At 49.5% G+C, this 14,572-nt stretch carries 15 protein-coding genes; 9 read left to right on the plus strand and 6 right to left on the minus strand.

Features of this window, described 5'->3' with window-relative positions:
• Nucleotides 1-41: 41 nt before the first annotated feature.
• The gene (gene pliG, locus ACJHWK_RS09830; protein WP_000693755.1) at nt 42-443 is read right to left on the minus strand and encodes a g-type lysoyme inhibitor PliG; all 402 of its coding nucleotides are present in this window, start codon (nt 441-443) and stop codon (nt 42-44) included.
• A gap of 70 nt (nt 444-513) precedes the next feature.
• Here pliG and ACJHWK_RS09835 point away from each other — a divergent pair, with 70 nt between their 5' ends.
• From ACJHWK_RS09835 to ACJHWK_RS09850, 4 genes are all read left to right on the plus strand, one after another.
• Complete coding sequence (locus ACJHWK_RS09835; RefSeq protein ID WP_000874955.1) at nt 514-672, plus strand: hypothetical protein; 159 nt, start codon at nt 514-516, stop codon at nt 670-672.
• An 11-nt stretch (nt 673-683) separates the two neighbouring features.
• Nucleotides 684-977 (plus strand): YcgL domain-containing protein, encoded by a 294-nt coding sequence (locus ACJHWK_RS09840; RefSeq protein ID WP_001295992.1) that lies wholly within the window; start codon nt 684-686, stop codon nt 975-977.
• A gap of 71 nt (nt 978-1,048) precedes the next feature.
• On the plus strand, nt 1,049-1,708 hold the full coding sequence (locus ACJHWK_RS09845; RefSeq protein ID WP_000284277.1) for a fumarylacetoacetate hydrolase family protein: 660 nt from the start codon (nt 1,049-1,051) through the stop codon (nt 1,706-1,708).
• Between the two features lie 91 nt (nt 1,709-1,799).
• The gene (locus ACJHWK_RS09850; RefSeq protein WP_001306825.1) at nt 1,800-2,246 is read left to right on the plus strand and encodes a YcgN family cysteine cluster protein; all 447 of its coding nucleotides are present in this window, start codon (nt 1,800-1,802) and stop codon (nt 2,244-2,246) included.
• Nucleotides 2,247-2,452: 206 nt separating this feature from the next.
• Here the strand turns inward: ACJHWK_RS09850 and hlyE are convergent, their stop codons facing one another.
• A complete protein-coding gene (gene hlyE, locus ACJHWK_RS09855; protein ID WP_001306826.1) occupies nt 2,453-3,364 on the minus strand; it encodes a hemolysin HlyE in 912 nt (303 codons plus the stop codon).
• Nucleotides 3,365-3,735: 371 nt separating this feature from the next.
• Here hlyE and ACJHWK_RS09860 point away from each other — a divergent pair, with 371 nt between their 5' ends.
• Complete coding sequence (locus ACJHWK_RS09860) at nt 3,736-4,155, plus strand: translesion error-prone DNA polymerase V autoproteolytic subunit (protein WP_000897378.1); 420 nt, start codon at nt 3,736-3,738, stop codon at nt 4,153-4,155.
• Nucleotides 4,155-5,423, plus strand: coding sequence for a DNA polymerase V catalytic protein (gene umuC / locus ACJHWK_RS09865; RefSeq protein ID WP_001522918.1), 1,269 nt, complete (start codon nt 4,155-4,157; stop codon nt 5,421-5,423). The genes ACJHWK_RS09860 and umuC overlap by 1 nt, the downstream gene beginning before the upstream one ends.
• 45 nt (nt 5,424-5,468) lie before the next feature.
• Here umuC and dsbB read toward each other — a convergent pair whose 3' ends face one another.
• On the minus strand, nt 5,469-5,999 hold the full coding sequence (gene dsbB / locus ACJHWK_RS09870) for a disulfide bond formation protein DsbB (RefSeq protein WP_000943459.1): 531 nt from the start codon (nt 5,997-5,999) through the stop codon (nt 5,469-5,471).
• A 145-nt stretch (nt 6,000-6,144) separates the two neighbouring features.
• Nucleotides 6,145-7,686: a Na(+)/H(+) antiporter NhaB gene (nhaB, locus tag ACJHWK_RS09875; RefSeq protein WP_000406391.1), complete on the minus strand. Its 1,542-nt coding sequence runs from the start codon at nt 7,684-7,686 to the stop codon at nt 6,145-6,147.
• 221 nt (nt 7,687-7,907) lie between these two features.
• On the opposite strand from nhaB, the gene fadR reads away from it, so the two are divergent.
• Nucleotides 7,908-8,627, plus strand: coding sequence for a fatty acid metabolism transcriptional regulator FadR (fadR, locus tag ACJHWK_RS09880; RefSeq protein ID WP_000234823.1), 720 nt, complete (start codon nt 7,908-7,910; stop codon nt 8,625-8,627).
• A 51-nt stretch (nt 8,628-8,678) separates the two neighbouring features.
• On the opposite strand, the gene ACJHWK_RS09885 is transcribed toward fadR, so the two are convergent.
• Entirely contained in the window at nt 8,679-10,211 is a 1,533-nt protein-coding gene (locus ACJHWK_RS09885) for a SpoVR family protein (RefSeq protein ID WP_410234830.1), read from the minus strand.
• Between the two features lie 329 nt (nt 10,212-10,540).
• On the opposite strand from ACJHWK_RS09885, the gene dadA reads away from it, so the two are divergent.
• Entirely contained in the window at nt 10,541-11,839 is a 1,299-nt protein-coding gene (gene dadA / locus ACJHWK_RS09890; RefSeq protein ID WP_001266908.1) for a D-amino acid dehydrogenase, read from the plus strand.
• Nucleotides 11,840-11,848: 9 nt separating this feature from the next.
• On the plus strand, nt 11,849-12,919 hold the full coding sequence (gene dadX, locus ACJHWK_RS09895; protein WP_000197840.1) for a catabolic alanine racemase DadX: 1,071 nt from the start codon (nt 11,849-11,851) through the stop codon (nt 12,917-12,919).
• Nucleotides 12,920-13,086: 167 nt separating this feature from the next.
• On the opposite strand, the gene ACJHWK_RS09900 is transcribed toward dadX, so the two are convergent.
• Nucleotides 13,087-14,523 carry a hypothetical protein gene (locus tag ACJHWK_RS09900; protein ID WP_001314632.1) on the minus strand — a complete coding sequence of 479 codons (1,437 nt, stop codon included), beginning with the start codon at nt 14,521-14,523 and terminating at the stop codon, nt 13,087-13,089.
• Nucleotides 14,524-14,572: the final 49 nt, after the last annotated feature.

Consider the following 14,572-nt stretch of genomic DNA (forward strand, 5'->3'; position numbering starts at 1 on the left):
CGTTAACGTTTATGACGGGGAGAGTCCCCGTCGGTTGACATTTACTTAATTTGAATATCGACGTTATATTTTTTAGTTTTGTTTTTACGGGCGTCGTTTCGGGTTTGCAGCACTCGCAGCTCATATTTGCCAGAAGCAGGGAGTGAGTATTGTCCGTGACTATCGAGTTCTGGGGAATATCTGGATAAATCAACAGAATCATCGATTCCTGGCCCGAAGAGGTAAGTATCAGCGCCTTCATTAGAGATACTCACATGCACTTTCTGACCTTTTTTGGCATAGAAGGTATATGTATCGTAATCGTATCCCTTTATTTCGCCGGAGTACTGAGCGCTGCTATGGCCTTTTCTGAACTCAACATTGACATTCTTACCCGCAGCAAAGCTCGTGGAGGTTAGCAGTGCAAGCAATAATACAGCCTTACTGATGCCCTTGATTTTCATAGGTAGTCTCCTGTTCAGAATGAGGACGATGAACTGTTATAATATAACAATTCATCACAGGAGAATTCCAGTGGCTTTCCTGCGTTCGGTTAAATCCCGGCGCGGCATTTTTGCCGGGGGATCACTTATTAAGGGCGCATGGACTGAACAAACCGCAGAAATCTACAGCTGGCTGGCTTGTGGCGCGGGTTTCATTGATGTTAGCTTATGCCAAAACCTGGCATCTTAAAGAGTAAAAGTATGTTTTGTGTGATTTATCGAAGCAGCAAGCGTGACCAGACCTATTTATATGTCGAAAAAAAAGACGATTTTTCGCGTGTACCTGAGGAACTGATGAAAGGTTTTGGTCAGCCTCAGTTAGCGATGATTCTGCCGCTGGATGGGCGGAAGAAACTGGTCAATGCCGATATTGAAAAGGTTAAACAGGCATTAACCGAGCAAGGTTACTATTTGCAGTTACCGCCACCACCCGAAGATTTGCTGAAGCAACATCTTTCCGTCATGGGGCAGAAAACAGACGACACGAACAAATAACCGATATCCGGCGGTGGCATTATCTTTGTCGGCGCGGGTTTTCATATCCACGATAAGGTGAGGGGAACGTTATGTATCAACATCACAACTGGCAAGGTGCGCTGCTGGATTATCCGGTGAGTAAAGTAGTCTGTGTTGGTAGTAACTATGCCAAACATATTAAAGAGATGGGCAGCGCAGTGCCCGAAGAGCCAGTGCTGTTTATTAAACCAGAAACGGCACTGTGCGATCTGCGGCAGCCATTGGCGATCCCATCCGATTTCGGTTCAGTTCATCATGAAGTCGAACTGGCGGTATTGATTGGCGCGACGCTGCGTCAGGCTACGGAAGAGCATGTCCGTAAAGCCATTGCCGGTTACGGCGTGGCGCTCGATCTGACATTGCGTGATGTTCAGGGAAAAATGAAGAAAGCCGGGCAGCCGTGGGAAAAGGCCAAAGCGTTTGATAACTCTTGTCCGCTTTCCGGGTTTATCCCCGCGGCGGAATTCACCGGCGATCCGCAAAATACAACGCTGGGCCTGAGCGTAAACGGCGAACAACGCCAGCAAGGTACGACTGCGGACATGATCCATAAAATCGTTCCGCTGATCGCTTATATGAGCAAGTTCTTTACCCTCAAGGCCGGTGACGTTGTGCTGACAGGCACGCCTGATGGCGTCGGCCCGTTGCAAAGTGGTGATGAGCTGACAGTCACTTTCGATGGGCATTCTTTAACAACTCGCGTTTTGTAATACTTTTTGCCGCCTGAAAGCGGCGGCAAAACTTGCATCGCTGTGCCAGACTGGTTATAAGGTGCGTTTTAACGTAATGGCGGAACACCTGATGAGCGATGTACCTTTCTGGCAAAGTAAAACCCTGGACGAAATGAGCGATGCGGAATGGGAGTCGTTGTGTGATGGTTGCGGTCAGTGTTGCCTGCATAAACTGATGGATGAAGACACCGACGAAATCTACTTCACTAACGTCGCCTGTCGCCAGCTCAATATTAAAACCTGTCAATGTCGGAACTACGAACGTCGTTTCGAGTTTGAACCTGACTGCATTAAATTAACCCGTGAAAATCTGCCAACATTCGAATGGCTGCCAATGACCTGCGCTTATCGCTTGCTGGCGGAAGGTAAAGATTTACCTGCGTGGCATCCGCTGCTTACTGGTTCGAAAGCGGCAATGCATGGCGAACGTATCTCTGTGCGTCATATCGCAGTGAAAGAATCAGAAGTGATTGACTGGCAGGATCATATCTTAAATAAACCTGACTGGGCGCAGTGATAAATTTAATAGATGTTGATGGGGGCTTTCTTAATATACGTCTGGATACTCGCCATTTCGTAGCCCTGTTTTTGAAAGCGCTCTGTCATAATGAGAGTTACCCGATACCTTATTATCAACAGGTAACTCTCAATCTTTAAAAAACGTCTGTATTTTTAAATGTGATAAGCTTTATACCTTGAGTACATGGAGAGAATAATCGCTTATCAGACTTCAGGTACCTCAAAGAGTGTCTTCTTACCGTGTCTTTTCTGATACTCATTACAGGTGTTAATCATTTTTTTGGCCGCTTCTTTTAGCAAAGAAAGCATTAAATCATCATAATCAACGTAGAATCTGGTTGTTTCAGTTTCCGTTTTTATCTCCCCGATGGCGGCTATTTCGGTGGTTAATTTCAATTTGGCGGCATCGATATCTTTATTCGCTTGTTTAACCGTGTTAGACAGGGTGGTAAAGAAACTCTGCACAGATTTTAACTTGTTCTTCAATTCTGGAATCAGTTTCCCTTCAACTACGCCCGCAGCAATAGAATAGGAAATGATTAATCCAAATGGACCGGCGACGACACCGGCTGCGGCACCGGCATACGCTTCCTTCCTGATTTTATCTACCTGTGACTGGAAATAGCTGCTTTTTTCTGAAAAATCATTGGTTAACTGGCTATCTAACGCCAGCAGTTTTCCGGAAGCGTTGTTGAAACTTTGTGAGCTTACCAGCAGAGATTTTTGCGCTTCATTCAGCTTCGTGATGCCGTCATCCAGTACCTTAATGAGAATGTCTTTCTGGGCGGATGCTTTCTTCTCATTGTACTCATCAAATAGCAAAATATATGCTGCGAGCAATTGCGTCGCAACACCACACCATTCATACACCGTTTGGGTTGCTTCAAAATACTTATCCTGGCTATCCATAAGTAAGGTTTTAATATCGCCAACTAAAACGGAGGCTGCCTGTGAATACTCCTGTTTAAAGCGACTTAACTCTTTTATGGTTTCATCGAAGGTCTGCCAGGGGATGACCTGATCGAGATATTTATTATAAAGGTCTAATGCTCCATCTGCGGTTTCGATTGCGTTTTTAACTACCTCTACCGTTTTATCTGCAACGATTTCAGTCATAATCATTCGCCTCTTTAAATATATAAATTGTAATGAAACTCCTGTTTTACAACTATTAATGAATTTTACTTCATCTAATTCATAGTTAGGCGGGCGAGATGCGTCAATGTCTTTATTTCTATTAATATGATAAATATCAAACAATGTTTAATGTCATTATGGCGAATGCTTCTATTCTATTTTTTAGCCGGGTGATATTTTTCATTTCTGCTGGATGAGCGTCGTCGCCAGAAGGCGCGTGAGCACAGGATAAGAGAACGAAAAACCAGCAGTCTATGCAGCGACAAATATTGATAGCCTGAATCAGTATTGATCTGCTGGCAAGAACAGACTACTGTATATAAAAACAGTATAACTTCAGGCAGATTATTATGTTGTTTATCAAGCCTGCGGATCTCCGCGAAATTGTGACTTTTCCGCTATTTAGCGATCTTGTTCAGTGTGGCTTTCCTTCACCGGCCGCAGATTACGTTGAACAGCGCATCGATCTGAATCAACTGTTGATCCAGCATCCCAGCGCGACTTACTTCGTCAAAGCAAGTGGTGATTCTATGATTGACGGTGGGATTAGTGACGGTGATTTACTGATTGTCGATAGCGCTATTACCGCCAGCCATGGTGATATTGTCATCGCTGCTGTTGACGGCGAGTTTACGGTGAAAAAATTGCAACTACGCCCGACAGTGCAGCTTATTCCCATGAACAGTGCATATTCACCCATTACCATCAGTAGCGAAGATACGCTGGATGTCTTTGGTGTGGTGATCCACGTCGTTAAGGCGATGCGCTGATGTTTGCCCTCTGTGATGTAAACGCGTTTTATGCCAGCTGTGAGACGGTGTTTCGCCCTGATTTATGGGGTAAACCGGTGGTTGTGCTATCGAATAATGACGGTTGCGTTATCGCCCGAAACGCTGAGGCAAAGGCGTTGGGCGTTAAAATGGGCGATCCCTGGTTCAAACAAAAAGATCTGTTTCGCCGCTGTGGCGTGGTTTGCTTTAGCAGTAACTATGAGCTTTACGCCGATATGAGCAATCGGGTGATGTCGACGCTGGAAGAGCTATCGCCCCGCGTCGAGATTTACAGTATTGATGAGGCATTCTGCGATCTGACAGGTGTGCGGAATTGTCGCGATCTGACTGATTTTGGCAGAGAAATTCGCGCAACGGTGCTACAACGTACCCATCTTACTGTTGGCGTGGGGATCGCCCAGACCAAAACGCTGGCTAAGCTTGCCAATCATGCGGCAAAAAAATGGCAGCGGCAGACGGGTGGGGTGGTGGATTTATCAAATCTGGAACGCCAGCGTAAATTAATGTCTGCTCTCCCCGTGGATGAAGTCTGGGGGATTGGACGGCGGATCAGCAAAAAACTGGACGCGATGGGGATCAAAACCGTTCTCGATTTGGCGGGTACAGATATCCGGTTTATCCGTAAACATTTTAATGTCGTGCTCGAAAGAACGGTGCGTGAACTGCGCGGTGAACCCTGTTTGCAACTGGAAGAGTTTGCACCGACGAAGCAGGAAATTATCTGTTCCCGCTCGTTTGGTGAACGCATCACGGATTATACGTCGATGCGGCAGGCCATTTGTAGTTACGCTGCCCGGGCGGCGGAAAAACTTCGCAGTGAGCATCAATATTGTCGGTTTATTTCCACGTTTATTAAGACGTCACCATTTGCGCTCAATGAACCTTATTACGGCAATAGCGCGTCGGTAAAACTGCTGACGCCCACTCAGGACAGCAGGGATATCATTAACGCCGCTACGCGATCTCTGGATGCCATCTGGCAAGCGGGCCATCGTTACCAAAAAGCGGGCGTGATGCTGGGGGATTTCTTCAGTCAGGGAGTCGCGCAGCTCAATTTATTCGATGACAACGCACCGCGCCCCGGGAGTGAGCAATTGATGGCGGTAATGGATACGCTAAATGCTAAAGAGGGCAGAGGAACACTCTATTTTGCCGGGCAGGGGATCCAGCAACAATGGCAGATGAAGCGTGCCATGCTTTCACCACGTTATACAACGCGAAGTTCTGATTTACTGCGGGTCAAATAAACATAGCGGCAGGAAAAAAGCGCTCCCGCAGGAGCGCTGAATGGATTAGCGACCGAACAGGTCACGTTTTTTCGCTTTAAACGGCTGGGAAATCACCACCAGCACCGCGACAATCAGGTAAGCGATAAAAATACCGAGCAACCACTGCGGCATTTCCAGACCTAAAAAATCCCACTGACGCTCGGCGCAATCGCCAGAGGCGACAAACACTTGCGGCACCCATTTATCCAGCGGCAGCCATTCCGGGAAACGAACCATAAAATCACAGGTCGCAAACGGCGAAGGATAGAGCTGAAGCATGGTGTGCTCGTAAGTTAACTGCACACCGCGGAACGCACTATACAACCAGATAACCATCGCTACATAACGCAGCGGAGTTTTCGGGGCGATCGCGCCAATCAGCGCAGCACCCAGAACGCCGAATAATGCGCAGCGTTCATAAATACAGAGCACGCAAGGTTTCAGTAACATCACATGCTGGAACCACAGTGCCGTCAGTTCCAGTGCCAGAGCGGTAAACGCCATCAACAGCCACGCGCCCCGGCCTTGTGAACATTGGTTCAAAAATCGCAACATAATCATTTCCCTGCAATATGCATAGAGTGCGCAGTTTAAACCAATTCATTCGCTGCGCCACCAGGAGGCAGCAAAAATAGGACGCAATTGGACAATTATCGGGCGAAAAGGCAAACCGGGCATTTATATGCCCGGTAAGTTGTTATCAAAGCGTTGCTATCCAGCCCATTTGCATAAACCATTCGGTTACAGGGGCAAGCGTAAACTCGACGCAAAGTAGTCCGACGAGTGTCAGGACGAGGGTGTAAGGCAGGGCCATCCACACCATGCGGCCATAAGAGAGGCGAATCAATGGCGCGAGTGCAGAGGTCAGCAGGAACAGGAACGCAGCCTGACCGTTCGGCGTAGCGACAGAGGGCAGATTGGTACCGGTATTAATGGCGACCGCCAGCAGCTCGTATTGCTTCAACGTGATAGCGCCACTTTCCATTGCCGCTTTCGCTTCGTTGATATAAATCGTCCCCACGAAGACGTTATCCGAAATGGATGACAGCAGACCGTTGAAAATATAGAACAGCGACAGCTGAGCATGTTCCGATGCCTGCAACACAAACTGAATAATCGGCGAAAACAGTTGTTGGTCGATAATCACCGCGACTACCGAGAAAAACACCGTCAACAGTGCGGTGAATGGCAGAGATTCGGTGAAGGCTTTACCGATAGCATGTTCATCGGTGACACCGGTCAATGATGTCGCCAGAATAATGACCGACAAACCAATCAAGCCAACTTCCGCCAGATGCAACGCCAGCGCAGTCACCAGCCAGACGCCAATAATCGCCTGGACAATCAGACGGATTTTATCCTGACGGGTACGCTGGTGGCGGCTTTGATCGTCAAACTGTTGCAGTACTTCGCGGACTTTCTCCGGCAGCGTTTCACCATAGCCAAACCAACGCAGCTTCTCTACCAGCAGGCAGGTTAACAGGCCACAAATCAGAACCGGAACGGTCACTGGCGACATGCGCAGGAAGAAATCGCCAAAATGCCAGCCAGCCGCTTTAGCGATGATCAGGTTCTGTGGTTCGCCCACCATGGTCATCACGCCGCCTAATGCGGTGCCGACACCGGCATGCATCATCAGGCTACGCAGAAAGCCACGGAACTGTTCCAGAACCACTTTGTAATGCTTGTCGATATGACTATCGTCTTGCAGGTCGGTATCTTCGGTACGGGAAGAGGCTACGCGGTGATAAATCCCATAAAAACCGACTGCAACGCTGATCACCACCGCCACGACGGTTAAGGCATCGAGGAACGCGGAGAGGAACGCCGCCGCCACGCAAAAAGAGAGCGACAGCAGCATTTTGGAGCGAATGCTTAACAGCAAACGGGTAAATATGAACAGCAATAGCTGTTTCATAAAATAGATACCCGCCACCATAAACATCAGTAACAGCAAGACTTCAAGATTTGCCGCCACCTCTTCACGGACGTGTTCCGCGCTGGTCATGCCGATGAATACCGCTTCGATAGCCAACAGACCACCGGGGAGCAGCGGGTAGCATTTCAGGGCCATCGCCAGAGTGAAAATAAATTCCGCTACCAGCAACCAGCCCGCGACGAAAGGGCTGATGAGGAAAATTAACGGATTTACGATTAAGAAAATGATGAGGGCGAGTTTGTACCAGTCGGGGGACTGGCCCAAAAAATTGCGCCATAACGCGCGGCCCCAGGAGATCTCCATGATGGTTTCCCTTACCTTACAAATAATCAATGATGTTTTTATGTTTAAACGCAAAGCTTAACGGTCAGGCAGGAGTGAGGCAAGTCTTGATAGTCAAGGGTAAAGAGATGCGGAAAATGAAGCCTTGATCCCTTTTTTCTTCTTTTTGTCTGCTATCAGCGTAGTTAGCCCTCTGGTATGATGAGTCCAACTTTGTTTTGCTGTGTTATGGAAATCTCACTATGGTCATTAAGGCGCAAAGCCCGGCGGGTTTCGCGGAAGAGTACATTATTGAAAGTATCTGGAATAACCGCTTCCCTCCCGGGACTATTTTGCCCGCAGAACGTGAACTTTCAGAATTAATTGGCGTAACGCGTACTACGTTACGTGAAGTGTTACAACGTCTGGCACGAGATGGCTGGTTGACCATTCAACACGGCAAGCCGACGAAGGTGAATAATTTCTGGGAAACCTCCGGTTTAAATATCCTTGAAACACTGGCACGACTGGATCACGAAAGTGTGCCGCAGCTTATTGATAATTTGCTGTCGGTGCGTACTAATATTTCAACGATTTTTATTCGTACCGCGTTTCGTCAGCATCCTGATAAAGCGCAGGAAGTACTGGCAACCGCTAATGAAGTGGCCGATCACGCCGATGCCTTTGCCGAGCTGGATTACAACATATTCCGCGGTCTGGCGTTTGCTTCCGGCAACCCGATTTACGGTCTGATCCTTAACGGGATGAAAGGGCTGTATACGCGCATTGGTCGTCACTATTTCGCCAATCCGGAAGCGCGCAGTCTGGCGCTGGGCTTCTACCACAAACTGTCGGCGTTGTGCAGTGAAGGCGCGCACGATCAGGTGTACGAAACAGTGCGTCGCTATGGGCATGAGAGTGGCGAGATTTGGCACCGGATGCAGAAAAATTTGCCGGGTGATTTAGCCATTCAGGGGCGATAATCCCTTCCGTTTAAAAAGCAAACCCCTCAAACGAGGGGTTTTTTGTTGTTTTTACAGATTTCCCATTCTCGGCGGGCAACGTTCCAGCAACTTGACGCTGCCATCTTCGTTTTGCTGTTCGAGCATCACATCAAATCCCCACAGGCGATGCACATGCTTCAGTACTTCTTTGCGCCCCCGATCCAGCGGTGCGCGATTATGTGGAATGTAACGCAGCGTCAGCGAACGGTCGCCGCGCAAATCCACGTTCCAGATCTGAATATTCGGCTCCAGATTACTTAAATTATATTGAGACGATAACCGGTTACGGATCTCCCGATAACCTTCTTCATTATGAATAGCGGAAATCTCCAGATAATTATGCCGATCGTCATCCAGCACGGTGAAGAAGCGGAAATCACGCATCACTTTCGGTGACAGGAACTGGCTGATAAAACTCTCATCTTTGAAATCACGCATCGCGAAATGCAGCGTTTCCAGCCAGTCGGAACCGGCGATATCCGGGAACCAGTATTTGTCTTCTTCCGTTGGCGACTGACAAATCCGTTTAATATCCTGGAACATGGCGAACCCGAGGGCATACGGGTTGATGCCGCTGTACCACGGGCTGTTATAGGGCGGCTGGAAGACCACATTGGTGTGGCTGTGCAAAAACTCCAGCATAAAACGTTCCGTTACTTTCCCTTCATCATACAGATGGTTAAGGATGGTGTAGTGCCAGAAGGTCGCCCAGCCTTCGTTCATCACCTGAGTCTGTTTTTGCGGATAAAAATACTGGCTCACCTTACGCACAATACGCAGGATTTCACGCTGCCATGATTCCAGCAGTGGCGCATTTTTCTCCATAAAATAGAGCAGGTTTTCTTGTGGCTCGGACGGATAGCGGCGCGCTTCAGCAACCGTTTTCTCTTCCTCGCGCTTCGGCAGGGTACGCCAGAGCATATTGACCTGACTTTGCAGATACTCTTCGCGACTTTTCTGCCGGGCTTTCTCTTCTTGCAGCGAGATTTTTTGCGGGCGTTTGTACCGGTCCACGCCGTAGTTCATCAGCGCGTGGCACGAGTCCAGAAGCCGTTCTACTTCATCAACGCCATAACGTTCTTCGCACTCGGTAATATATTTACGGGCAAAAATCAGATAATCGACAATCGAACTGGCGTCGGTCCAACTACGGAATAAGTAATTGTTTTTGAAGAAAGAGTTATGCCCATAGCAGGCGTGTGCCATCACCAGCGCTTGCATGGTAATGGTGTTTTCTTCCATCAGGTAAGCGATACACGGGTTAGAGTTAATGACGATTTCATAGGCCAGTCCTTGCTGACCGTGCTTATACAGCCGTTCAGTCTCGATAAACTTTTTACCGAATGACCAGTGCGGATAGTTAATGGGCATGCCGACGCTGGAGTAGGCATCCATCATCTGTTCTGAGGTTATCACTTCAATCTGGTGCGGGTAGGTATCCAGCCGGTAGAGTTTCGCCACCCGGTCTATCTCTGCCAGATAAACATCCAGCAGGTCGAACGTCCAGTCGGGTCCATCGCTCAAACGTGTGGTGTCCTTATTCATAGAATCGATCGTCGCCATACGCGCACCTCATTGTTGTCGGCGCTCTCTGTGTGGAGCACCTCATTTCAAGCATAGAACACCTGTTAAAAACCGCGTCGCCGGAGAATTTTTTTCTTTGCGATTTCTTATTATCAGAGTGCCACTAATCCGCTTCTGAACGGAATTTTATGCTGGATAAAAAGGGCGTTCAGCAGGAGATACTAAAGACGCCATATTGCCGCAGAGTCAGGGAGATGTGAGCCAGCTCACCATAAAAAAGCCGTATGTTGAATAATATTTTCAACTGAGTTATCAAGATGTAATTAGATTATTATTCTTTTACTGTATCTACCGTTATCGGAGTGGCTATGCGAGTTGTCATACTGGGAAGTGGTGTGGTAGGCGTTGCCAGCGCCTGGTACTTAAATCAGGCAGGACATGAGGTCACCGTCATTGATCGGGAGCCGGGGGCCGCCCTGGAAACCAGTGCCGCGAATGCCGGGCAAATCTCCCCCGGATATGCAGCACCGTGGGCGGCACCAGGTGTGCCTTTAAAAGCGATTAAATGGATGTTCCAGCGCCATGCGCCGCTGGCGGTTCGTCTCGACGGTACGCAGTTCCAGTTGAAATGGATGTGGCAAATGTTACGTAACTGCGACACCAGCCACTACATGGAAAACAAAGGGCGGATGGTGCGTCTGGCGGAATACAGCCGTGATTGCCTGAAAGCATTGCGCGCCGAAACCAATATTCAGTATGAAGGGCGTCAGGGTGGGACGCTGCAACTGTTCCGTACCGAACAACAGTATGAAAATGCGACCCGCGATATCGCCGTGCTGGAAGATGCCGGCGTACCGTACCAGCTGCTGGAATCCAGCCGTCTGGCGGAAGTGGAGCCCGCGCTGGCAGAAGTGGCGCACAAACTGACGGGGGGGCTCCAGCTGCCCAATGATGAAACCGGAGACTGCCAGCTGTTTACCCAGAATCTGGCGCGGATGGCGGAGCAGGCGGGGGTTAAATTCCGCTTTAATACGCCCGTTGACCAACTGCTTTGCGACGGCGAGCAAATCTACGGCGTGAAGTGTGGCGATGAAGTGATTAAGGCCGATGCGTATGTGATGGCGTTTGGTTCTTACTCGACGGCGATGCTCAAAGGCATAGTTGATATTCCGGTGTATCCTTTGAAAGGCTACTCGCTGACCATTCCCATTGCGCAGGAAGATGGTGCGCCGGTATCCACCATTCTTGATGAAACCTACAAAATCGCCATTACCCGTTTCGATAACCGCATTCGTGTTGGCGGAATGGCGGAAATTGTTGGTTTTAATACCGAGCTGTTGCAACCGCGTCGTGAAACGCTGGAGATGGTGGTTCGCGATCTCTATCCACGCGGCGGTCATGTCGAGCAGGCGACTTTCTGGACTGGTCTGCGCCCGATGACGCCAGACGGCACGCCGGTTGTCGGGCGTACACGCTTTAAAAATCTGTGGCTGAATACCGGTCACGGCACGCTCGGCTGGACGATGGCTTGCGGTTCCGGTCAGTTGTTAAGCGATCTGCTCTCTGGTCGCACGCCAGCGATCCCGTATGAAGATCTAAGCGTAGCGCGCTACAGCCGTGGATTTACGCCATCACGCCCGGGCCATTTACATGGCGCACACAGCTAAGGAAACGAGATGACCCGTCCGATACAGGCCAGCCTCGATCTGCAGGCATTAAAACAGAATCTGTCCATTGTCCGCCAGGCCGCGCCGCACGCGCGCGTCTGGTCGGTGGTAAAAGCGAACGCTTACGGGCACGGTATTGAGCGTATCTGGAGCGCGCTCGGGGCCACCGATGGCTTTGCATTACTTAACCTGGAAGAGGCAATAACGTTACGTGAGCGCGGCTGGAAAGGACCGATCCTGATGCTGGAAGGATTTTTCCATGCTCAGGATCTGGAGATTTATGACCAGCACCGCCTGACCACCTGCGTACACAGCAACTGGCAGCTCAAAGCACTGCAAAATGCACGGCTAAAAGCCCCGTTGGATATTTATCTTAAAGTGAACAGTGGGATGAATCGGTTGGGCTTCCAGCCCGATCGCGTGCTTACCGTCTGGCAGCAGTTGCGGGCGATGGCGAATGTTGGCGAAATGACCCTGATGTCGCATTTTGCCGAGGCGGAACATCCTGATGGAATTTCCAGCGCGATGGCGCGTATTGAGCAGGCGGCGGAAGGGCTGGAGTGTCGGCGTTCGTTGTCCAATTCGGCGGCGACTCTGTGGCACCCGGAAGCGCATTTTGACTGGGTTCGGCCTGGCATTATTTTGTATGGCGCTTCGCCGTCCGGTCAGTGGCGTGATATCGCCAATACCGGATTACGTCCGGTGATGACGCTAAGCAGCGAGATTATTGGTGTCCAGACGCTAAAAGCGGGCGAGCGTGTGGGCTACGGCGGTCGCTATACTGCGCGCGATGAACAGCGAATCGGCATTGTCGCCGCAGGCTACGCCGACGGTTATCCGCGCCATGCGCCTACCGGTACTCCTGTTTTAGTGGACGGCGTGCGCACCATGACGGTGGGGACCGTCTCGATGGATATGCTGGCGGTTGATTTAACGCCTTGCCCGCAGGCGGGGATTGGTACGCCGGTTGAGCTGTGGGGCAAGGAGATCAAAATTGATGATGTCGCCGCCGCTGCCGGAACGGTGGGCTATGAGTTGATGTGCGCGCTGGCGTTACGTGTCCCGGTTGTGACAGTGTAACTTGTTGTAAGCCGGATCGGAGGCAGCGTCTTCTGGTTGCGAAAAAATCATCCATCCGGCTGGTCAGCAACTGTAGTTGTTGATGTGACAGAGCCATTTCCCATGATAGTGTCCATTACAATGATGGACACTATTTCCCCGGAACCTGAGTTCACCGCACAGGCGTTCTACATAAAACGCTTACGTTTCATTGTTGACTCGAACTCGACTTCAGATAAATCACGCTTCACCCTTGATGCAGATTCGGGTTCATGTTCAGAATGTTGATTAACAGGCTGCGAGTCCTGTTGTCTTTCCAGAATCAACAGGCCCAACTGCTGATTCAGGAGCTCCAGGTCCTCCTGTACCTTCACGCGCTCCAGGAGTACCGGGTCATCCAGGAGCTCTAGATCCATAAGGTCATCCAGATCCTCCAGCTTCTCCAGCTTCTCCAGCTTCATCTGGCCCTCCTTGTGCAAAAAGCCCAAAAGGTCCTTCAGGCCCTGCTGTTTTTTCAGGCCCTCGACGGCTTTGAACAGCGTCGGTAAATTGTCTTTGTCCCACGGGTTACCATTACAGTCAAACACCTTCAGGCTCTGGGGCTGTGGCACCTGTACCGTTTTAAACTTGTTTTCTCCACAGTAGTAAATTATTAGTTTGGGCGGCAGCCGTGGTGCAGAGATCAAATCGTTACTAGAACAGTCAAATACTTTCAGGCGAGTCAAGTTCTCCAGCATCTCATCAGGTATTGAGTGAATATTGTTGCCGGCACAGGATAGTTTATACAGGTACTGGGGCATCGACGGCGGTAAAAATTGCAAGAAGTTTTCAGAACAGTTAATCACTCTCAGGTTAGTCGACAGCTCAGGCAGCCAGATAATACAGTTTTCATAGCACTTCAGTACCATCAGTTTTGAGGGCTGCACCTTCGGTAACAAGATCAAGACGTTATCTGTACAGTCAAGCACCAGCAGCCACTTTGGCATCACCTTCGGTAACGCGGTCAACACGTTTTTACTGCAGTAAAATTCAATCAGATGTGGAGGCAAATTTTCAGGGAGTGAAGTCAACCCAAGGTTGCTAAGATTGAGCATACTCCGTCTTGTAATGAGACATTCCTTCATTCTGCGCAATGCTTCTGCCCGGTTTTCAATCCGGCTTGCTGGCAGGTTTTCTTCCAGAATATTTTCCTTGATTTCTTCCAGACTTTCTTTCAGGTCTTCTTGGGGAATTTCTGACTGTTTGTTTTGCTGGTTTTCTTCCAGGATTTCGTACAGGTTTTTTTGCAGGTTTTCTTGCAAACCATCCCGCTCCATAGCCCATTGGCACCATTCGGCGACCATCATGAACTCGTTATGTTGCGGATTCGGATTCAGGCGCTCCAACGTGATGATGGTATTGTCTACCATATGTATTTTCACTTCTCCCGCGGTACTGAGGTCAATGATCTGCCGGTGGTCATCACCCCAGCTAAATATTTGCGGGCCGATATACTTCATGTTCCGCAAAATTTCATTCTTGAGTTCCACCGGCAGGAAGAACTGCCCTGGTGGGCGTACGCCTGGGTTAACGGAAGATGGGGGAATGCCGGGGGCGAATGGGCGGATGTCTTTAATGCTGGCCATAATGCTACGTATCCTTGAAATAAATATCCTCTGGCAGCGCCGGAGACGT

It is taken from the genome of Escherichia sp. WS547 (assembly GCF_046486065.1).
GTDB lineage: Bacteria > Pseudomonadota > Gammaproteobacteria > Enterobacterales > Enterobacteriaceae > Escherichia > Escherichia coli.

Excerpts from the sequence above, each read along its gene's own strand:
- ACJHWK_RS09840 (WP_001295992.1), top strand. The coding sequence starts at position 684 with ATGTTTTGTGTGATTTATCGAAGCAGCAAGCGTGACCAGACCTATTTA.
- umuC (WP_001522918.1), top strand. The coding sequence starts at position 4,155 with ATGTTTGCCCTCTGTGATGTAAACGCGTTTTATGCCAGCTGTGAGACG.
- nhaB (WP_000406391.1), bottom strand. The coding sequence starts at position 7,686 with ATGGAGATCTCCTGGGGCCGCGCGTTATGGCGCAATTTTTTGGGCCAG.
- ACJHWK_RS09900 (WP_001314632.1), bottom strand. The coding sequence starts at position 14,523 with ATGGCCAGCATTAAAGACATCCGCCCATTCGCCCCCGGCATTCCCCCA.
- fadR (WP_000234823.1), top strand. The coding sequence starts at position 7,908 with ATGGTCATTAAGGCGCAAAGCCCGGCGGGTTTCGCGGAAGAGTACATT.
- hlyE (WP_001306826.1), bottom strand. The coding sequence starts at position 3,364 with ATGACTGAAATCGTTGCAGATAAAACGGTAGAGGTAGTTAAAAACGCA.
- pliG (WP_000693755.1), bottom strand. The coding sequence starts at position 443 with ATGAAAATCAAGGGCATCAGTAAGGCTGTATTATTGCTTGCACTGCTA.
- ACJHWK_RS09885 (WP_410234830.1), bottom strand. The coding sequence starts at position 10,211 with ATGGCGACGATCGATTCTATGAATAAGGACACCACACGTTTGAGCGAT.
- ACJHWK_RS09860 (WP_000897378.1), top strand. The coding sequence starts at position 3,736 with ATGTTGTTTATCAAGCCTGCGGATCTCCGCGAAATTGTGACTTTTCCG.
- dsbB (WP_000943459.1), bottom strand. The coding sequence starts at position 5,999 with ATGTTGCGATTTTTGAACCAATGTTCACAAGGCCGGGGCGCGTGGCTG.
- ACJHWK_RS09845 (WP_000284277.1), top strand. The coding sequence starts at position 1,049 with ATGTATCAACATCACAACTGGCAAGGTGCGCTGCTGGATTATCCGGTG.
- ACJHWK_RS09850 (WP_001306825.1), top strand. The coding sequence starts at position 1,800 with ATGAGCGATGTACCTTTCTGGCAAAGTAAAACCCTGGACGAAATGAGC.
- dadA (WP_001266908.1), top strand. The coding sequence starts at position 10,541 with ATGCGAGTTGTCATACTGGGAAGTGGTGTGGTAGGCGTTGCCAGCGCC.
- dadX (WP_000197840.1), top strand. The coding sequence starts at position 11,849 with ATGACCCGTCCGATACAGGCCAGCCTCGATCTGCAGGCATTAAAACAG.